The organism is Quatrionicoccus australiensis (assembly GCF_020510525.1).
Classification (GTDB): Bacteria; Pseudomonadota; Gammaproteobacteria; order Burkholderiales; family Rhodocyclaceae; genus Azonexus; species Azonexus australiensis_B.
The window spans coordinates 2,627,553-2,648,807 of the sequence record NZ_CP075188.1; the positions used below are offsets into that span (position 1 = coordinate 2,627,553).

10 protein-coding genes are annotated in these 21,255 nt (G+C 58.7%); 9 read left to right on the forward strand and 1 reads right to left on the reverse strand.

The window, feature by feature from the left end:
• The first annotated feature begins 502 nt into the window (after positions 1-502).
• The 7 genes from KI612_RS12745 to KI612_RS12775 all read left to right on the forward strand — a co-directional run bounded on the left by KI612_RS12745 (position 503) and on the right by KI612_RS12775 (position 8,993).
• On the forward strand, positions 503-1,555 hold the full coding sequence (locus KI612_RS12745; protein ID WP_226440454.1) for a sigma 54-interacting transcriptional regulator: 1,053 nt from the start codon (positions 503-505) through the stop codon (positions 1,553-1,555).
• Positions 1,545-3,770, forward strand: coding sequence for a peptidase domain-containing ABC transporter (locus tag KI612_RS12750; protein WP_226440455.1), 2,226 nt, complete (start codon positions 1,545-1,547; stop codon positions 3,768-3,770). The genes KI612_RS12745 and KI612_RS12750 overlap by 11 nt, the downstream gene beginning before the upstream one ends.
• A complete protein-coding gene (locus tag KI612_RS12755) occupies positions 3,767-5,155 on the forward strand; it encodes an HlyD family type I secretion periplasmic adaptor subunit (protein ID WP_226440456.1) in 1,389 nt (462 codons plus the stop codon). Before KI612_RS12750 ends, KI612_RS12755 begins: the two co-directional genes overlap by 4 nt.
• Before the next feature lie 366 nt (positions 5,156-5,521).
• Positions 5,522-6,100 (forward strand): hypothetical protein, encoded by a 579-nt coding sequence (locus tag KI612_RS12760; RefSeq protein WP_226440457.1) that lies wholly within the window; start codon positions 5,522-5,524, stop codon positions 6,098-6,100.
• A gap of 211 nt (positions 6,101-6,311) precedes the next feature.
• Positions 6,312-6,782 carry a hypothetical protein gene (locus tag KI612_RS12765; protein WP_226440458.1) on the forward strand — a complete coding sequence of 157 codons (471 nt, stop codon included), beginning with the start codon at positions 6,312-6,314 and terminating at the stop codon, positions 6,780-6,782.
• Between the two features lie 72 nt (positions 6,783-6,854).
• Positions 6,855-7,436 (forward strand): hypothetical protein, encoded by a 582-nt coding sequence (locus tag KI612_RS12770; RefSeq protein ID WP_226440459.1) that lies wholly within the window; start codon positions 6,855-6,857, stop codon positions 7,434-7,436.
• Between the two features lie 171 nt (positions 7,437-7,607).
• The gene (locus tag KI612_RS12775) at positions 7,608-8,993 is read left to right on the forward strand and encodes a TolC family protein (protein WP_226440460.1); all 1,386 of its coding nucleotides are present in this window, start codon (positions 7,608-7,610) and stop codon (positions 8,991-8,993) included.
• Between the two features lie 89 nt (positions 8,994-9,082).
• On the opposite strand, the gene KI612_RS12780 is transcribed toward KI612_RS12775, so the two are convergent.
• The gene (locus KI612_RS12780; RefSeq protein WP_226440461.1) at positions 9,083-10,567 is read right to left on the reverse strand and encodes an aminoacyl-histidine dipeptidase; all 1,485 of its coding nucleotides are present in this window, start codon (positions 10,565-10,567) and stop codon (positions 9,083-9,085) included.
• Between the two features lie 568 nt (positions 10,568-11,135).
• Between KI612_RS12780 and KI612_RS12785 the strand changes: the two genes are divergently transcribed.
• Positions 11,136-19,298: a retention module-containing protein gene (locus KI612_RS12785; protein ID WP_226440462.1), complete on the forward strand. Its 8,163-nt coding sequence runs from the start codon at positions 11,136-11,138 to the stop codon at positions 19,296-19,298.
• Between the two features lie 33 nt (positions 19,299-19,331).
• Positions 19,332-21,182, forward strand: a complete 1,851-nt coding sequence (locus tag KI612_RS12790) for a TolC family outer membrane protein (protein ID WP_226440463.1) — start codon at positions 19,332-19,334, stop codon at positions 21,180-21,182.
• Positions 21,183-21,255: the final 73 nt, after the last annotated feature.

Below are 21,255 nucleotides of genomic sequence, written 5' to 3' on the forward strand. Positions count from 1 at the left end.
TGATTGATACCAACGCAGGCATGGCAGCCACCTTCATCGACAAGGTCGGATGACAGGCAACATTTCACGACAAATCTTCACCTGCCGGACACTATCGCAGATAGAGCAGCCATCTCAGCCACCCAACATATATACCAATGTCATTTTATTTGAAAAAATGAGCAATACGAACAAAACAACCAAACGTCACAATTAGCTATCAAATTGTCAGTTTTTTTAACTTAAAAACCACAAAACCACGGAATGTCGCCACGAAACGACAACAAATAGCACATTTTCAGCAAGATTTTGGACAAACCATGACGCGACAAATGAAACAAGCCTCTCCCATTTGAGATAAAACAAAATATAATTAAATTAATACATCAACCACAAAAATGTGATGAAAATACAGATAAACGATAGTGACAAGTCATGTGGTACGCACATTGATGGAGTTGGAACCCTGTTTCATATTGCGACAGCCGATCCAACCGCAAACGAAACACGGCCGGGGAAATAAATGGATTTGTCGCGGCAAATAGTATTCAAAGGACACACCACGGTCGAAAACCTCCCGGTTCGTGGCATCGTGGCCCGATCAAAAGTGATGCACAATCTACTGGAAGAAGTGGCGCTCTACGCCAACAGCGAGGCCAACGCGCTAATCCAGGGAGAAACTGGCACCGGTAAGGAACTGATCGCCTATGCGTTGCACCGGGGCAACGAAAAGCGTAACCGGGGTCCTTTCGTCTCGGTCAACTGTGGTGCCATCCCAGACGGACTTTTCGAATCCGAATTCTTTGGACATATGAAGGGCGCCTTCACGGGCGCCACGAGCAACCATGCCGGCTATCTGGAACAGGCTCATGGAGGAACCCTGTTTCTCGATGAACTAGGCGAACTCCCCATCCATCAGCAAGTCAAATTGCTGCGCGTCCTCGAACAACGTACGGTCACCCGACTTGGTTCGCACGCCCCGCTTGCAGTCGATTTTCGCCTGGTTGCAGCCACCAACCGCGACCTGCGCCAGATGGCAGAACAAGGTAGCTTTCGCGCCGACCTTTATTTCCGCGTTGCCGTGCTGTTGTTCCGTCTCCCCAACCTTGAAGAACGCGGCGCGCAAGACAAGCGAGCCATCTTCGAGTCGGTACTCAAACAGGTGGCCGAACGCAACAATCACCCTTTCACCCCCCCCCCTGAATGGCTGCTGGTAGAACTGTCTCAGTTGCGCTATCAGGGCAATGTCCGAGAACTGATCAACCTTGCGGAACGTATTGCCATCACCCACCACGCAACCGGCGAGTGGAATGCCAAGCAGTTACTGCCCATCCTGCAGCGCCACCGAAACGAGACTGTCGACACCACTCAATCGCCTGCCCGTGACTGGTCTTCCCGCGACATCAACGAGCGTGAACGCGTTCTATCCCAACTTGAAGCCCACGGCTGGCAGCGCCAGGTCACGGCTGCTGCACTGGGTATCAGCCGCAAGGTGCTGTGGGAAAAAATGCGCAAATACCGCCTCTATGAACACCTGATCCTGAACAAGAATGACGGGGATAATTTTGGCTGCTAACGACTCTCAGGAGGTACCTGAAACCACCGAAAAAACCGAAAACACCGCACAAGCACAACTGACCAAAGGCGAAGCGGAAGCAGCCGCAAAAGCCTCGCCCGAAATGCGCGCCCACTCGGGAATCTATGCCTTTTGCCTGATTTCCGCTTTTCACCTGAGACCATGCGATCCTGAACTACTGGCCGTTAGCGAGGGCTTCGAGCAGCGCCCGGTCAGCGCAGCAGATCTCCAACTCATTGCGCGCCACCGGGAATTCAGAGTGCAGGTTGCCTCCTTCACTTGGAGCGATCTCAAGCGCCAGACCTTCCCTGTCATAGCCGAGCTTAGCAATGGCGACTTCCTTGTCGTAGCACGCGTCGAAGCAGACCGTGTCGTACTGGTGGAACCGCGCAAGGGGCAACCGTTGCTTGCCACCCAACCCCAGTTCGAAAGCATCTGGACGGGACGCCTAGTATTGCTCAAGCCCCGCCTAAGCTGGGATGACCCCAACCGTCGTTTCGGCCTGGCCTGGTTTCTGCCTGTCGTCAAAAAATATCGCAAAGTGTTGCTGGAAGTGGCACTGGCCGCTTTCGTCATCCAGCTTTTCGCGCTCGCCACACCACTGTTCACGCAACTCGTCATCGACAAGGTGCTAGTGCACCGCTCGGTTTCAACCCTCAATGTCCTGGCTTTCGGAATGCTGCTAGTGGTGGTCTTCGAGGGCGTGCTGAATATCCTGAAGGTGCAGTTGCTGACCCACACCACGAACCGCATCGATGTCACCCTGAGCTCCCGATTGTTCAACCACTTGCTGCACATTCCGCTACGCTACTTCGAGGAACGCAGGGTAGGCGACACCGTGGCCCGCGTGCGAGAACTGGAGAGCATTCGACAGTTTCTCACCGGCTCCAGCATGATGGCACTCATCGACACTCTCTTTCTCGGAGTGTTCGTCTTTGTCATGCTGCTTTACAGCGTCCAGCTAACCGTGATGGTCCTGGGCACCCTGCCTCTGCTGGCTGGCCTTTCGCTGATTTCCTTTCCTGCCCTACGCCGACGGCTTTCGGAGCGCTTCGACCGCGGAGCCGAATACCAATCCTTCTTGGTTGAGGCCATCACCGGCATTCTGACGGTCAAAGCCATGGCCTTGGAAAACCAGATGCACCGACGCTGGGAAAGTCTGCTCGCGCGCTACGTCACCGCCTCCTACCGCACCGAACTGCTTGCCGGCGTGGTCGGTTCGCTTGGTCAGGCCGTACAACGCCTGATTACCCTGCTGCTACTCTGGTACGGCGTCAACCTGGCGCTGGACGGCGAGATAACCGTCGGGCAACTGATCGCCTTCCAGATGATCGCAGGCCAGGTCACCGGACCGGTACTTCGCATGGTACAAACTTGGCAACATTTTCAACAGGTTGGAGTTTCCATCCAGCGCCTCGGTGACTTGATGAATACCCCCGCCGAACCCATCCTGAACACCGCTCGCAGCAACCTGCCGCCCTTGCGTGGTCAAGTCAGTCTGCAAATGCTGCGTTTTGGCTACCGCCACGATGCACCGCCAGTCGTGCGCGACATCAATCTCGAGGTGGCGCCAGGCACCTTTGTCGGCATTGTCGGCCGTAGCGGCTCGGGCAAAAGTACCTTGGCCAAGCTGTTGCAGCGACTGTATCTACCCGATAACGGCAACATCCTGCTTGACGGCATCGACCTCAAAGAACTCGACCCAGTCTGGCTACGTCGTCAGATTGGCGTCGTATTGCAGGAAAACTACCTGTTCAACGGCAGCATTCGTGAAAACATCGCCATCCATATTCCCGACATTGCGCTGGAACGGATACGCGAAGTGGCAACCCTGGCCGGAGCCGACGAGTTCATCGCCAAGCTACCCGATGGCTATGACACTTTGGTCGGCGAACGCGGCTCATCACTGTCCGGCGGCCAGCGGCAACGCATCGCCATCGCTCGCGCCCTACTCACCAATCCACGCATCCTCATTTTCGATGAGGCGACTAGCGCCCTCGATTACCAGTCTGAACGCATCATCCAGGCTAATCTCGGACGTATTTCAGCCGGCCGCACCGTTTTCATGGTCGCTCACCGTCTGTCGGCGATTCGTCACGCCGACATCATTCTGGTTATGGATGACGGCCAAGTTGCCGAACGCGGCAACCATGAGGAATTGCTCGCGCAGGGCGGCATCTACGCTTCTCTTTGCAACGAGGACAACCTGCAATGAAGTCGATTCGGCAAATTACCACCGGATGGCCTGCACGACTCCGCCTGGCTTATCAGAGACGGCGTGAACAACAACGAGTTCGGGCCCTGCAACGCCTCGAACAAGATTTTTTGCCACCATTACTGGAAATCCAGGACATACCGCCGTCGCCGCACAAGCGACTGGTCCTCTGGTCGCTACTCCTGCTCCTGCTCATCGCTCTGCTGTGGAGCTACTTCGGCCATATCAACGTGGTTGCAACAGCCGGTGGGCGATTTATCCCGGATGGACGACTACAAGTGGTCCAACCCTTGCAGATCGGCGTAGTCAAAGCCATTCGGGTCAAGGTTGGCGAACAGGTAAAGGCTGGCGACACCTTGATCGAACTCGACACCGAACCTCTAGAAGCAAGCGAAATCGCCGTCCAGAAAAACATCGTACAAAACGAATTCAGGCAGCGACGGCTGCGTGAACAACTGGCTGGCCACAAGCCGGACCCAAGTACCGCCGATGAAAGCGATGCCACACAGCGCAATCTATGGCGAGCAGAAATGGATGCTTACCACAGCCAGTTGCGCATCGCCAAAGCCTCGACACAGGAAGCAGCAGCCGAACTCGCCGCCGGAGCCGCACTACTCTCCCACAAGGAACACAGTGTAAACATTGCAGACGAACAGGTAGCCAACTCGAAAATCCTGGCCGAGATGGGTGCCATCGCCCGCAACGAATACCTGCAGGCAGAGCGTGATCGATTAGGCCAGCATGGTGAGCTCGAATCGCTGCGCGAAAAGCAGGAGACCCTGCGTGCCCACCTGACTTCTGCCCGGGAAACATTGGCCCGGCTCGAGTCCGAACGCCGCCTGCGCCTGCTTGAGCAGATGGAAAACACCCAGCAGCAGGGCTACGCCCTGGAAGAAAGTCGGAGCAAGGTTTCACACGAACTGGCCGCACAGCGCCTGCGGGCCCCAGTGGACGGCATCGTCCAGGCAGTCAATGTAGCCTCACTAGGCGAAGTAGTTTCACCAAAACAGGATGTGGTGACCATCGTTCCTGAGTTAGCACCATTGATTGTCGAAATCCGCGTCGCGAACCAAGATGCTGGCTTCGTCAAAGTCGGGCAATCCGTCGAAATCAAGGTCGACGCTTTCCCCTTCATGCAGTACGGCATCTTGCCGGGACGCCTCACCTGGATCAGCCCAGATGCTGAAAGCGATGCCAAACAAGGCCTCTATTACCGCGCCTGGATCGAATCGGAACAAACATTCCTGTCTTATGCCGGCAAAAAAATGCAAATGCGCCCAGGAATGTCGGCCAGCGTCGATGTAAAGACTGGAGAGCGTCGCATCATCGATTTTTTTCTGTCTCCCCTGCTGAAGAATCTCAGCGAGAGTCTGTCAATTCGATAAACCTTGCGACCGGGCAATTCCACTCTGCATAAGTCGCTTCTGCGGCAGGTAGCCTGTCCGAACCTCCGGCAAACACCTCCAACAAAGGCATTTTGGACTCCCGACGTTACGTAACACCAGCCTCTTGTTCCCCTTTGTTCCGTAACACAAAACAGATCACCCGCATTACTTGCCGACCCAGTCCGAGATAAGCCACTGAGCAATATGGAATTTTCATTTTAATCGAAGCAATCGATCATCTGGCATGGCTATTGCTAATTAATATGGTGCAGCTTTTCGGGGCGCACACCGGACCCAGGGTTGCAGACTACCGGGGAACGGAATTCTGTTTAGCCTGCATCTATCAATTACCAAGGAGAAATACTAATGGGACTTTTGGACTCTTTGTTTGGCAGCGGCACTTCTGCTGACGACATCAACTCGATCCTCAGCTCTACTGCTGCCAACTCGTCCGCACTGAGCAACGTTTCCGCAACCAACGCCAATACGCTGGTCAATAGCGTGCTTGATGGTATGACCACCATGGTTAACACCACGCTGCAAACGACCTTCGAGGGTGTAACCGCCTTGGAAGAAAGCGCCATGCAGGGCAGCGCCGAAGCCATGAACAGCGTAGCCTCGACTGCCATTTCCTTTACAGAAGCATCCTCGGCAAAAACTTACGATGCTTCCGGCCACCTGCTGCAAGACACTCAGGCGGTTAGCCACAATGGTGGTGCTGCCATCATGACCGCTTACGCCAGCAATACGCTGGGCCCCTTGATGGAAGGTATCGGTCAAGGAATCGCCGGCCTGATGACCGGTGTCGGCAATGGTGCTGGACAAGCCATGGCCAACCTCGGCTCACATCTGCCGGACGCTCTGCCCGGCCTGACTTCCGCCTTGGGTGGTCAGATCGCAGCTAGCCTCGGTACTGCCGGTCTGCTGGCCAACTCATCCCTGTAACCCCTCGGGCGAGAGAAACGGAGGCCCGATCCAACGGATCGGGCCTTTTCCAGATTTTCCGATCGATTTTTTGGATGCACTGCGAATGCTAAGCGGATTATTGAGCGCATTAGGCGACTTACTTGGTTCACTGACCAATTTTCTCGGCGACCTTCTCGGTGGCTTGACTCAGACCCTGACCTCAGCCGGAAACAGTACAAGCGATACTGCCATGCAAGCAATTACCAATGACAGCACAAGTGCACCGACTGCAGTACCCGCCCCCGTCGAAACATTCATCGACAGCGCCGCTGATGAAGCCAACAGTCTGTTTGACACAGCACTGGCAGGAACCAACGAACTGGTGGAAACAAGCTTGGTGGACAGCGCCCAAGCGCTGAGCCAACTCAGCAAGGACTTGGCCGATCTGACCGTGACCACCGTGACCACCAATTACCGTCAGGACGGGACCGTTTCCAGCGTAGTCCAGCAGGTTTCGCATGAACCGGGTGCCCTTGTCATGATGCACTACGTCAGCGAAGTACTGGCGCCGCAGGTCAGTGGCTTGGGCAAAGACATCAGCCTATTCATGCAGCAGACCGGAGAGGGAATGGAATCGGCCTTGATCAATCTCACGACTTACGACCTGAGCTATTCGACATCCTCCTTCGGCACCACTCTTCTGACCATCAATCACACCTGACGACAAGACCGCCAGACAAGCACATCTGGCCCCAAAAGCACGCACCGCTGTCATTGAACCAACGAGGCAATCATGGAACTTATCAATACTGCTTTGACCAACCTGAGCCCCCCCCTCTCAACGCTTGACCAAAACACCGAACTATTGCGCCAGATCAGCCAGGCCGGAATATCGAGTACACATACAACCCTGATTGCAGATGGCCAACTAGATGCCATTATCCAGTATCAAGGCAGCATGCAATCCTGGCAAATCGACTCCGATCTTACCGACAGTTCAAATGCCGCCCTAGGTAGCATCCTGGGTAGTGCCGCGACTCTCAACCTGCTAGTCCAGAACAATACTGGCCTGAGCGACAACAACGTCACAGTGACCACTCACAGCAATGGGACCACAACAATTACTGCCACCCAGACGCATAACCCAGGTCTCGCTCAGATCATGGCGGAGTTTGCCGAAAAAAGCTCCGACCCGGCGCAAAGCAGCGCTGACAACCTCGCATCATTGCTCACCCAGCGAGGCAACACGGTGGCGAATAGCATGGCCGATTTCTCGGCACACCTGCCTCTCAAAGCTCTTGAATTCGTTCAGGCCGGGGTTGCCAGTTCCGCACTCGGCACAGCCCTGACAATCAATTCAGCGACCATTTACTGATTCTTTTCTTTGTCTCGAACCGATTACCCGACAAACTCGCTGTATCTGGCGAGGATTGCGTGTGCCTGCCTGGTGCTCTGCCAACTTGATGTTGCTGCGCAGCCAGGCAGTCGCACGCACAATACTTTACCCGGTCGCGTGGCCGATGCCGACGGACGGTTGGTGCTTAGCATGGCTATATCGCTCGCCGGATCCACAGAAACAAGCGCATCCAAAGCGGAAGACGGACATATCCCAGGAGCAGCCTCCCGCCCCCTCGTTCAAGAGAGAGCACTTAACCTGTACCAGGCACTAGAACACACCGCCTTCAGTTCTCCGGTACTGGAGCGTGGTATTGGCACGGTAGACAAGGCAAAAGCTGCTCGTGCCGGAGCGTCCGGTGCCTTTCTGCCACAGTTCGACCTATCCATGCAATTCTCCCGCTATGTCAACGAGGGCAAACAAGCCACATTGATCGGCAGTACTGTAGTTCAATCGGAAAGCGCCTTCTACGGCACCTACGCCGCGCTCTCAAGCAGCCTGAACCTTTATTCGGGGGGACGCCAAGAGGCAGGATACCGGGCCGCCGACTCGGAACTGAAAGCTGCCCACGAAGACTACGAAAACCTAAAAGTCAAGCAGTTTTCCAAGGTACTTGAAGACTATGCAGCCCTACTCAAGGCGCAGGAAGAGTATCGCAGCCTTCTTTATCTCGAAGAACTCTATGTCAGCCTCGAAGAGGCTACCCAAAAGGCTTACCAACGCGGCATCGCGAGTCGTCTCGACATCGGCAATGCCCGCCTGCAATCGGGCAAGCGGCACCAACAAGCCCTGCAACAACTAACCACGCTGGAAAGCAAGGCCGGCCAACTAGCCGTCAGTATCGGCCTTGAGTTACCGGAAAAGGAGCGCCTACAGGCCGCCGACAGCCTCCCCCCCCCCCCTGCACTGCCAGAAATAAAGGCGACGCCAAGTACCGACGAGACACTCGCCGAACATCCTGCCTTGCGCGCCGCGCAGCAGCGCGTCGAAGCTGCGCGCAACAAGATTAGTGCAGCACGCGGCATGTTCCTGCCCAAGGTCGATCTGGTTGGCAATTACAACTGGTCGGGACGCGACAATGCCAGTGCCAGCAATGCCGTTGATGCCACCAAAGCCAACAGTTACTCCTTTGGCCTGCTGGTTCAGCAACATCTACCCCCCTTTACCGGAGAAACGACCGCACTGCAGACGGCACAGGCAGAACTACGCGAAGCCGAAGCGCAACTGAAAGAAACCCGCCTTGGACTCCTGAACGCAAAAAAGCAAGCCTTGGCGGAATTCGCCCAAGCTCGCCGCTCACTGGACATTGCCCGACAAGCGGAGAAAGAGGCGGATGAAGCCCTGATGCTACACCGCGCCCGCCGACAACACGGACGCAGTGATGAACAGACCTACACAGAAGCCCAGGCCAATGCAGTTCAGCGCCGGCTCGAACGCTTTTTCCAGGAAACCAACTATCGGCTAATCGGCTGGGCCGCGCAGGCACTGCTCTCCCCCCGCCACTATCTGGAGATCCTGCGCAACAAGCTGCAGTGAGCCCTTACGATAATAGGTTTCCCATGAAAGCACTCCTACAGAGTTTGCCGCACCTGCGCGAAGAGCCAAGCCAGTTCCCCGATATCCGGCTAATTCAAACTCGGCATACACGTAGCACCGGCCAGGATGGCCCGCAACAAGTGCCAGCAACGCTCGACCGCAATCACCTCGACCGCCTCGCCCGGCGCGTGCGCGCCGCGAATGGTCGGGCCGAAGGAAACGATGTCCAGCCCTGGATATTTGGCGCCGATAATGCCGCATTCCAGTCCGGCGTGGATCACCTGAACGCTCGATTCGGCCTCGAACTCGCGGCGATAGACCTGCTGACACAGCGCGAGCAGCGGCGAAGCCGGGTTTGGCGTCCAGCCCGGGTAATAGTCGCTCTGTTCGGTCGACGTGCCGGAAAGGGCAAAAAGGCTATTGATCTCCGCGGCCAGCGCCAGGCTGCCGCTATCCTGCAGCGAACGCAGCATGAAATTGCAACTGCCGCCGGCCGGCTGCACATCGATCATGCCGAGATTGTTCGAAGTCTCGACCACGCCAGGCAAGGCCCGGCTCATCCGGCGCACGCCATTCGGCGCAGCATGCAGCGAAGCCAGCCAGACCGTCTGCTCGGCCGGCGCCAGCAGTTCTACGACATCGCAAGCGACCAGACTCAGGCAAACGCCATCATCAACGCCGCACAACTCCTGGCGCAGCTCCGCCTCGATTTCGCCCAGACAGGCTTCGAGCGCTACCAGTTTCCCAACTGGCAGCGCCAGAATTGCCACCGCTTCGCGCGGCAGCGCATTGCGCGCCGTACCGCCCGACAGACTGGCCAGCCGCAGCGGGAATTCCTGCTCAAGCTCGCGCAGCACGCGCACCAGCAGCTTGATCGCGTTGCCACGCCCTTCATGGATATTGACCCCGGAATGGCCGCCGCGCAGACCACCCAGTTCGATACGCCAACCTTCCCAGCCTGCCGGCAACGGCGCCGGCAGCCCGGCTCGTGCGACATTGACATCGAGCCCGCCGGCACAGCCGAGATAGAACTCGCCCCATTCCTCGGTATCGAGATTGAGCATCAGACTGCCCTGCAGCAAATCGGGCGCCAGGCCGCGCGCTCCGCCCATGCCGGCCTCTTCATCGACCGTGAACAAGGCTTCGAGCGGGCCATGCACGATCTCCGCATCCTCCAGCACAGCCAGCATCAGCGCAACGCCGATCCCGTTGTCGGCACCCAGGGTCGTGCCCTCGGCAAGCAACCAGCCATCGCGCAGAACGGGCGCAATCGGGTCGCGCGCAAAATCGTGCACTGTTTCGGCGTTCTTCTGGCAAACCATGTCGAGATGCGCCTGCAAGACGATGCCCGGCGCATGAGCGCAGCCAGCACTGGCTGGCTTGCAAATAAGCAGGTTGCCGACCGCATCGACCGTCGTCGCCAGGCCACGCGCCGCCGCCCATGCCCACAGTTCGGCACGCAGTGCAGCCTCTGCCTTCGAGGCGCGAGGAATCGCGCAGAGCTGCGCAAAATGCCGCCAGACGGTCGACGGCTGCAAAGAGGCAAAAACGGCAGGAAGGTCAGACCCAGTCATACGCATACTCCAATCGGTTCTCCCGCCAACACGGGCGCCGACGGAACGAAGACCGATTGTCCATCGCCCCCCCCGAAGCAGGCAAGCCCGCGCAGGCACAAGCTTACGAGCGGCACCGCCAGGCCGACAAATCAGCTTGAAACGCAACAAATGTGAACAAATAACAATTTTTCACGAACACACGAAAACAAGTCTGGAAACAGCTCCTAACAACCTGTTTTTTATCGGTTATATAAAAAGCAAAGCATCGATAAAGCGAAAAAAAAATGATGAAGAAGAAAACATTCCCCGCTAAGCCGGTGGTTTTTATGATTTATTTGGATAAAATGAAAACACAAGCATAGAACCACGCAATAAAACGGAAAAAATGTTCAAAGACCTCCTTGCCGACGCAACAGTTTCATATCCGACTCGCCCGACCAGCATTTGCCGGCTTGGCACAGTTGCCTGCATGAGCCGGAAAACCCGGCAGAACAGATTCGAAGACTGTACGCAACATCCGATGCAAACCACATCGGTCAATGCTGCATAGCCTTCCCAATATCAATTCAGTGTCTGGAGTATCAAGATGGCCCAAGCTCAAATCATCGCAAGAGTGACTTCCCTCACTGGTGCAGCCTTTGCCCGCGACAGCGCCGGCAACACCCGCCGCCTCAAGACGGGCGATGTCATCCGCGAAGGTGAAACCGTCAGTGCAACTGACGGTTCGGAAGCTATGCTGAAGCTAGCCGACGGTCGTGATCTTGCCGTGCGGCCGGGACTACCAGCCAAACTCGATAGCGAAGTAGCCGCCATGAACAAGCCGGATGCCACCGACAGCGCGCTCAGCATTAACAAGAAGGGTTTTCAGAAAATCGCCAAGGCATTGAGCAGCGGCAGCAACCTCGATACGCTACTCGACGAAGACGCACCAGCCGCAGGCGGTGTCTCCGGTAGCGGCAATGAAGGCCATACCTTTGTCGAACTGCTGCGCATCGCCGAAACCGTGGGCGGAGCAAGCGGCTATCAATTCGACGCCACGGGTAACCGGAGCGGCAACCTGGCTGGCAGCGGCGCCCCGATCCTGACCTCGACCTTCGCGCTGACCGTCGATGCACCCGACAACACCAACGACACCACGCCGACCATCACCGGCCAGACCGAACTGGTACCGGGCAGCGTCATCACCCTGAGCATCACCGACAGCGCTGGCCTGGTGCAGACAGTGAGCACCACGGTCAAGGGCGATGGCAGTTTCGCCGTCGACGTCCCCGCCCCGCTCGGCCAGGGCAACTATACAGTCGTCGCCAGCGGCGTCGATGCCGCCGGCAATACCGGCAGCGGCAGCGACAGCGGCTCGGTGGACAGCATCGCCCCGACCCTGAGCGCGCAGCTCGACCCCGCCTCCGACAGCGGCACCAAGGGCGACGGCATCACCAACGACCAAACGCCGACCATCTCCGGCACCGGCGAGCCCGGCTCGAGCATCGTCGTCGTCATGCCCGGTACCGGCGAAACCCTGAGCACCACGGTCAAGGCCGACGGCACCTGGAGCGTCACGCCGAGCCAGAACATCCCGAACAACACCAGTGACCAGGCCGACGTCACCGAGACCGACAGCGCCGGCAACGTCACGCATGCCAAGGTCGATCTCGCGATCGACGTCGCACCGCCGCAAATCAGCGTGGACATCGACCTGATTGCCGGCGACGACATCGTCAACAAGAACGAATCGACGGCGGCCGCGATTCCCGTGACCGGCACCGTCAGCGGCGCCTTCAATGTCGGCGACACCGTGACCGTGACCGTCAACGGCAAGGAATTCACGACTAGCGTGCAGGCCGGCGGCAAGTTCTCGGTCGACGTTTCCGGCGCCGACCTCACCGCCGACTTCGACCATATCGTCGAAGTCGTGGTCACCACCAGCGACGCGGCCGGCAATATCGGTACCGCCCAAGCCGTCGAGAATTACACGGTCAACACGACGCCGCCCGCGATTGCGATCAGCCTCGACGCCAACGTTGCCGGCGACGGCATCGTCAACAAGACCGAGTCGACAGCCGCCGCCATTCCGGTCACCGGCACCGTCAGCGGCGCCTTCAATGTCGGCGACACCGTGACCGTCACCGTCAACGGCAAGGAATTCACCGGTACCGTCCTCGCCGGCGGCAGGTTCTCGATCAACGTGCCCGGCGCCGATCTCGCCGCCGACGGTGACCGTATCGTCGACGCCAAGGTGACGACGACCGACGCCGCCGGCAACACTGCGACCGCGCTCGACACGCAAAACTACACGGTCAACACGACGCCACCCGCGATTGCGATCAGCCTCGACGCCAACGTTGCCGGCGACGGCATCGTCAACAAGACCGAGTCGACAGCCGCCGCCATTCCGGTCACCGGCACCGTCAGCGGCGCCTTCAATGTCGGCGACACCGTGACCGTCACCGTCAACGGCAAGGAATTCACCGGTACCGTCCTCGCCGGCGGCAGGTTCTCGATCAACGTGCCCGGCGCCGATCTCGCCGCCGACGGTGACCGTATCGTCGACGCCAAGGTGACGACGACCGACGCCGCCGGCAACACTGCGACCGCGCTCGACACGCAAAACTACACGGTCAACACGACGCCACCCGCGATTGCGATCAGCCTCGACGCCAACGTTGCCGGCGACGGCATCGTCAATCTCGCCGAATCCACCGCGGCCTCCATCCCGGTGACCGGCACGGTAAGCGGTGCCTTCAATGTCGGCGACACCGTGACCGTCACCGTCAACGGCAAGAACTTCACCGGCTCCGTTCTCGCCGGCGGCAAGTTCTCGGTCGATGTCCCGGGCGCCGATCTCGCCGCCGACGGCGACCGCATCGTCGACGCCAAGGTGACGACGACCGACGCCGCCGGCAACACCGCCACCGCGCTCGACACACAGAACTATACGGTCAACACCAATCCGCCGGCCATTTCCATCAGCCTCGACGCCAACGTTGCCGGCGACGGCATCGTCAATCTCGCCGAATCCACCGCGACCTCCATCCCGGTGACCGGCACGGTGAGCGGCGCCTTCAATGTCGGCGATACCGTGACCGTCACCGTCAACGGCAAGAACTTCACCGGCTCCGTTCTCGCCGGCGGCAAGTTCTCGGTCGATGTCCCGGGCGCCGATCTCGCCGCCGACGGCGACCGTATCGTCGACGCCAAGGTGACGACGACCGACGCCGCCGGCAACACCGCCACCGCGCTCGACACGCAAAATTACACGGTCAACACCAATCCGCCGGCCATTTCCATCAGCCTCGACGCCAATGTTGCCGGCGACGGCATCGTCAACAAGGCCGAATCGACGATGGCCGCGATTCCGGTGACCGGCACCGTCAGCGGCGCCTTCAATGTCGGCGAGACGGTGACCGTGACCGTCAATGGCAAGAACTTTACCGGCTCCGTTCTCCCCGGCGGCAAGTTCTCGGTTGATGTCCCGGGCGCCGATCTCGCCGCCGACGGCGACCGCATCGTCGACGCCAAGGTGACGACGACCGACGCCGCCGGCAACACCGCCACCGCGCTCGACACGCAAAATTACACGGTCAACACCAATCCGCCGGCCATTTCCATCAGCCTCGACGCCAATGTTGCCGGCGACGGCATCGTCAACAAGGCCGAATCGACGATGGCCGCGATTCCGGTGACCGGCACCGTCAGCGGCGCCTTCAATGTCGGCGATACGGTGACCGTCACCGTCAATGGCAAGAACTTTACCGGCTCCGTTCTCGCCGGCGGCAAGTTCTCGGTTGATGTCCCGGGCGCCGATCTCGCCGCCGACGGCGACCGCATCGTCGACGCCAAGGTGACGACGACCGACGCCGCCGGCAACACCGCCACCGCGCTCGACACGCAGAACTATACGGTCAACACCAATCCGCCGGCCATTTCCATCAGCCTCGACGCCAACGTTGCCGGCGACGGCATCGTCAATCTCGCCGAATCCACCACGACCTCCATCCCGGTGACCGGCACGGTGAGCGGCGCCTTCAATGTCGGCGATACCGTGACCGTCACCGTCAACGGCAAGAACTTCACCGGCTCCGTTCTCGCCGGCGGCAAGTTCTCGGTCGATGTCCCGGGCGCCGATCTCGCCGCCGACGGCGACCGTATCGTCGACGCCAAGGTGACGACGACCGACGCCGCCGGCAACACCGCCACCGCGCTCGACACGCAAAATTACACGGTCAACACCAATCCGCCGGCCATTTCCATCAGCCTCGACGCCAATGTTGCCGGCGACGGCATCGTCAACAAGGCCGAATCGACGATGGCCGCGATTCCGGTGACCGGCACCGTCAGCGGCGCCTTCAATGTCGGCGATACGGTGACCGTGACCGTCAATGGCAAGAACTTTACCGGCTCCGTTCTCGCCGGCGGCAAGTTCTCGGTCGATGTCCCGGGCGCCGATCTCGCCGCCGACGGCGACCGTATCGTCGACGCCAAGGTGACGACGACCGACGCCGCCGGCAACAGCGCTACCGCCTTCGACACCCAGGATTACCGCCTGGCGACCGACCTGCCGAAAGCGACCATCGCGCTCGACGCCAACTTCGCCGGCGACGGTATCATCAATCTCGCTGAATCCACCGCGACCGCGATTGCCGTCACCGGCACCGTCGGCGGCGATGTCAAGCTCGGCGACAGCGTCGTCGTTAGCGTCAATGGCAAGGACTACACGACCAGCGTCATCCAGCGCAATGCGACGACGCTCGGCTTCAGCGTCAATGTCCCGGGCGCCGATCTCAAGGCCGATACCGACCACACCATTGATGCGCGCATCACGACCAGCGATGGCGCCGGCAACCAGATCAGCAACAACACCAGCCTGACCTACGCCGTCGACACCACGCCGCCCAGCCCGACCATCGCACTCGACGCCAATTTCGCCGGCGACGGCATCATCAATCTCGCCGAATCCACCGCCGCTGCGATTGCCGTGACCGGCACCGTCGGCGGCGACGCCAAGCTCGGCGACACGGTCGTCGTCACGATCAACGGCAAGGACTACACGACCAGCGTCATCCAGCGCAATGCGACGACGCTCGGCTTCAGCGTCGATGTGCCGGGTGCCGAGCTCAAGGCCGACGCCAACCAGACCATCGAAGCGAAGGTCACCGCCACCGACCAGGCCGGCAACAGCGCTACCGTCGACACCAGCCTGACCTACGCCGTCGACACCACGCCGCCCAGCCCGACCATCGCACTCGACGCCAACTTCGCCGGCGACGGCATCATCAATCTCGCCGAATCGACTGCGGCCGCGATTGCCGTGACCGGTACCGTCGGCGGCGACGTCAAGCTCGGCGACACGGTCGTCGCCACGATCAACGGCAAGGACTACACGACCACCGTCATCCAGCGCAACGCGACCACCCTCGGTTTCAGCGTCGATGTGCCGGGGGCAGAACTCAAGGCCGACGCCGACCACACCATCGAGGCCAAGGTCACCGCCACCGACCAGGCCGGCAACAGCGCCACCGTAGAAACCAGCCTGACCTACGCCGTCGATACCGCGCCGCCCAGCCCGACCATCGCGCTCGACGCCAATTTCGCCGGCGACGGCATCATCAATCTCGCCGAATCCACGGCGGCCACCATCGCCGTGACCGGCACCGTCGGCGGTGACGCCAAGCTCGGCGACGCTATCGTCGTCAGCATCAACGGCCACGACTACACGACCACCGTCATCCAGCGCAACGCGACGACGCTCGGTTTCAGCGTCGATGTCCCTGGCCATGAACTGGCGGTCGACGCCGACCACACCATCGAGGCCAAAGTCACCGCCACCGACCAGGCCGGCAACAGCGCTACCGTGGATACCAGCCTGACCTACGCCGTCGATACCACGCCGCCCGCCGCCACCATCGCGCTCGATGCCAACTTTGCCGGCGACGGCATCATCAACCTCGCCGAATCCACCGCGGCCGCGATTGCCGTGACCGGTACCGTCGGCGGCGACGTCAAGCTCGGCGACGCGGTCATCGTCAGCATCAACGGCCACGACTACACGACCACCGTCATCCAGCGCAACGCCACCACGCTCGGTTTCAGTGTCAACGTCCCGGGCCAGGAACTGGTTGCCGACCCGGATCTCACCATCGAAGCGAAGGTCACCACCACCGACCAGGCCGGCAACAGCGCCACCATCGACACCAGCCTGACCTACGCCCTCGACATCCTGCCGCCGAGTGCGACCATTGCGCTTGACGCCAATTTCGCTGGCGACGGCATCATCAACCTCACCGAATCGACTGCCACCGCGATTGCAGTAACCGGTACCGTAGGTGGCGACGTCAAGCTCGGCGATTCGGTCATCGTCACGATCAACAGCCACGACTACCTGACCACGGTCATCCAGCGCGCGCCAGGCACCTTGGGCTTCAGCGTCGATGTCCCGGGCAACCAGTTGAAGGCTGATGCCGACTTGACCATTGAAGCCCGCGTCACGACAACTGACAAGGCTGGCAATACCGCCACCGACCAGACCAGCCTGACCTATACGCTTGACCTGACACCGCCACAGCCTTGGATTGCACTCGACGCCAATTTTGCTGGCGACGGCTTCATCAATCTCGCCGAATCGACCGCCCCTGCCATTGCTGTCACCGGTACCGTCGGTGGGGATGCCAAGCTCGGCGACCCGATTATCGTCAACATCAATGGTCACGATTACCTGACCAGCGTCATTCAGCGCAACCCGACCACCCTCGGCTTCAGTATCGATGTCCCGGGCAAAGAACTGGTTGCCGATCCTAACCACACTATTGATGCCAAGGTGACATCGACTGACAAGGCAGGTAATCAAGCCTCAGCTGACACCAGCCTGACCTACATGGTGGATACGACCCGCCCCACCCTCAGCATTGATTCGTCCGGCGCCATTGTTTCGGAAGAAGGCATCGCCGTGATCGGCCTTCCGGACAACGTCGGCAAGCCTGACACTACCGACAAATCGACGGCCAGCGGCACATTGACTGTCACGGATGACAACAGCGTCAAGCTGACCCTTGTCGCGCCAGCTGAAACCCTTACCGCGGGCGGCGCCACTATCGTTTGGACACTCGACGCCTCCGGTCAGCAACTGGTCGGACACATCGGCAGTGCAAATGGTGAAGTTGCGATCATCGTCAAGCTAATCGACGACAACGGCAATTACAAATACCAGGTGCAGTTGTTGCACGGGATTGACCACCCGAATACAACGAGTGAAGACAGCAAGACCTTCAATATCGGCGTGCAAGCAACCGACCGCGCCGGCAACAGCAGCGTTGCCGATCTGGCCGTCAGCATCCAAGACGACTCGCCAGTCGTCACCGCCGCCGCGATCCACTCGGCGAGTTCAGGCAGCTTGGGCCTGTTTGGTGCGGATGGTGGCCATGTCGCCACGATCGGTGTCGGCGACTACACCTATACGTACAACGCCGAATCGAATACCGTCAGCCGCTCGGGCTCATCGAGTTCGGCTTCGTCCTACAGTTACAACGGCGTCACCCACACCCTTTCCATCCAAACGGCCAACGGCGAGTGGATTTCGATCAACATGGAGAATGCCAGCTATAGCTATACACCGGGCACCCCAATGAGCAAGCTGCAATACACCAAGGTCGATTTCACGCTGGTCGATGGTGATGGCGACAGGGTCCAAGGTGCAGTACGTTTCGACGGCACGGTCAATCCGATCAACGTCGCACCGGATACAGACATCCACACTAGCGGCAATCTGCTGGGCATCATTGGCCTATCAACGCTCAACCTGATCGACATTAGCACGCACCAAGCCTTCACAGCTTTCGATGCAAATCGCAACCTGAGCAAGGTAGAAATCAAGTACACCTCCTTCCTGACCGTCGGCACCGACCATCTCGCGGCATCGCAAGCACTTGCGCACGAACTCGGCCTAGTCATTAGTGTTGTCGATACGCCGAGCTTCTTGGGCACAGAATCAGTACTGACGATCACCTCGGCAACACCAGGCGGCACGATCAGCAACCTGGCGATCAACGAGTTGCTCGGTACTGTCTATGTCGACCAGTCCTCGTTGATTGATCTTACTGTCGGCAATAGCTACAGCATCACGGCTACCGACAGCCAGGGTCTGAGCCACACGAGCAACGACTTCACGCTGCTTGATCTCAATTTGATCAACAACCCGGCCAGCCACACCGGCATTCAGGAAGGCAGTACAGGCAACGATACATTGACTGGCACAGCCGGTAGCGACCGTCTCTACGGCTACGCCGGTGACGATGTCCTGACCGCAGGGGACGGTAACGACCTGATCCGTGCAGGTACTGGCAACGACCAACTCAACGGTGGTAATGGCTCTGATATTCTGATCGGCAGTGCCGGTAACGATATCCTGTTCGGCAATGCTGGCAGCGACGTTTTCCGCTGGGAGTATGCCGATCAGGGCACAGCTAAAGCACCAGCGATCGATATCGTTGCAGACTTCAACAACGGCGACATACTCGACCTGCGCGACCTGCTGCAAAACGAGTTCCATATGGATAGCGATGTCGGCAATTTGGGCAATTACCTGCACTTCACGACATCGGGAGGCAACACGACCATCGACATCAAGCCGATCGGCACCGGTGGCGCCGTAACACAGGAAATCGTTCTCTATGGTGTCGATCTTTCCCATAACGGTACCCTTTCGGATACACAGATCATCCAGAACCTGCTGCAGAACGGCAAGCTGCTGACCGACTGAACACGCCACAACATTACTCAGGACTAAATACTCATGAAACAAAACGCAATTCTGCTTGCCTTGCTCGCCACCTTTCCATTGTTCTCTGCTGCGGCCCCGAGCGGCGCGCCGGCCACACTGAAGGAGGTTGCGCAGCAGGCCGTGCTGAGCAGCCCGGAAGTCACTTCGAAATGGCACAATCTGAAGGCTGCCGAAGAAGAAGTCGGCGTTGCACGTGGCGCTTTTTTGCCTCGGATTGATCTGACAGCCGGCACCGGGCGTGAAAGCTTGAAACAGCCACCGGCTGATCAAAGCAATAACTACACCCGCAGTAACTACGGCCTCAGCCTTAATCAAATACTGTTCGACGGCTTTGCCACCCACAGCGAGGTTAAGCGCCTGGATAAGGCACGCTTGGTCCGCTACTACGAACTGCTCGACGCATCCGAGAATATCGCCCTTGAGGCGACCCGCGCCTACCTGGACGTACTTCGCTATCGCTTCCTGGTCAATCTGGCGGAAGATAACTACGTCCAGCACAAGGCTACGCACGAACAACTGATTCGTCGTACTCAGTCCGGCGTCGGTCGCCGCGTCGACCTTGAGCAAGCAGGTAGCCGTTTAGCCTTGGCCGAAATCAATCTAACAACAGAAACAGCCAACCTGCATGATGTGACTGCACGCTACCAACGTCTTGTCAACAGTCAGCCGCCGGGCTCGGTTATTCCGCCCGCTCAGTTGAGCAACGGCTTACCTGCCAGCCAGAAGGCTGCGCAAGAGACCCTGTACAAGAAAAACCCGACCCTTCTCGCCGCGATTGAGAATATCGAAGCAGCTCAGAACGACATGGAAGTACGGCGTGCAGCCTATATGCCGAAGCTTGATTTCCGTGCACGGACCGACCACATCAACAACTATCTTGGAGTTGACGGAAATCGGGTCCAGAATGTAGCCGAACTGGTCGTCAACTGGAATATATTCAACGGAGGATCGGATCGAGCTCGTGAAAAGCAGTATGCCGAACGCAAGAACATTGCGCTCGACCTACGCGAAAAAGCTTGCCGCGATACCCGTCAAACCTTATCGATTGCTTATAACGATGTGCTGCGCCTGAAAGAACAGTCTAACTATCTGGCCACCCAAGTCAGCCTGCTGGAAAAAACCCGCGATGCTTACCGCGACCAGTTTAACGTCGGCCAACGCACCCTGCTCGACCTACTTGACACCGAAAACGAATTGCTCAGTGCCCGCCGCAATGCGGTAAACGCCGACACCGACCTTAGTCTTGCCTATCTGCGTACCTATGCTGGCATGGGCACCCTGCTTGAATACCTCGGCCTGCAAAAGCTCGAAGCACGCGACCCGGAAAGCAGTGAACTAGCAGTTGTCGATGCCAGCCAACTCTGCCCGAACGACTCGATCGGCACTTTCGCTTCGGATCGTGAAGCCCTTAATGCTCGAGCAATGAGCCAACTCAATATTAAACCGGCCGCACCAATGCCTACCCTAGCCACGGGTCAAGAACAGGTGGTAAGTAGTCAGATTCGCGCATGGTCGGCTGCATGGAAGGCAAAAAATTATTCGAGCTACGTTGCTTTCTATGCCCCTACCTTCACGCCTGACGGTGGCTTGGCCCGCGAAGACTGGGCGCAACTTCGTCGCGCCCGAATCTCAAGCCGTGACAACATCCAGATCGACATCCAGGACATTGACGTCCATCTCGACGGACAAGACCGAGCGACCGCACGCTTCCGCCAGACCTATTACTCAACACAGTACAAGGACGTTACACAAAAGACCCTAGAAATGATCCTGATCGGTGGCAAATGGCTGATTAACCGAGAGCATTCCGTACCCTGTGCCGGCAACACAGTGGGCGGTTGCAAAGTCACTGGCGGCAAATAAGTCCCCAAACAGGAATCAGCCTGCGCAGACTTGTTAAAAGCCAGTTTTCAATAGCAGGAAATGCCTGTCATCG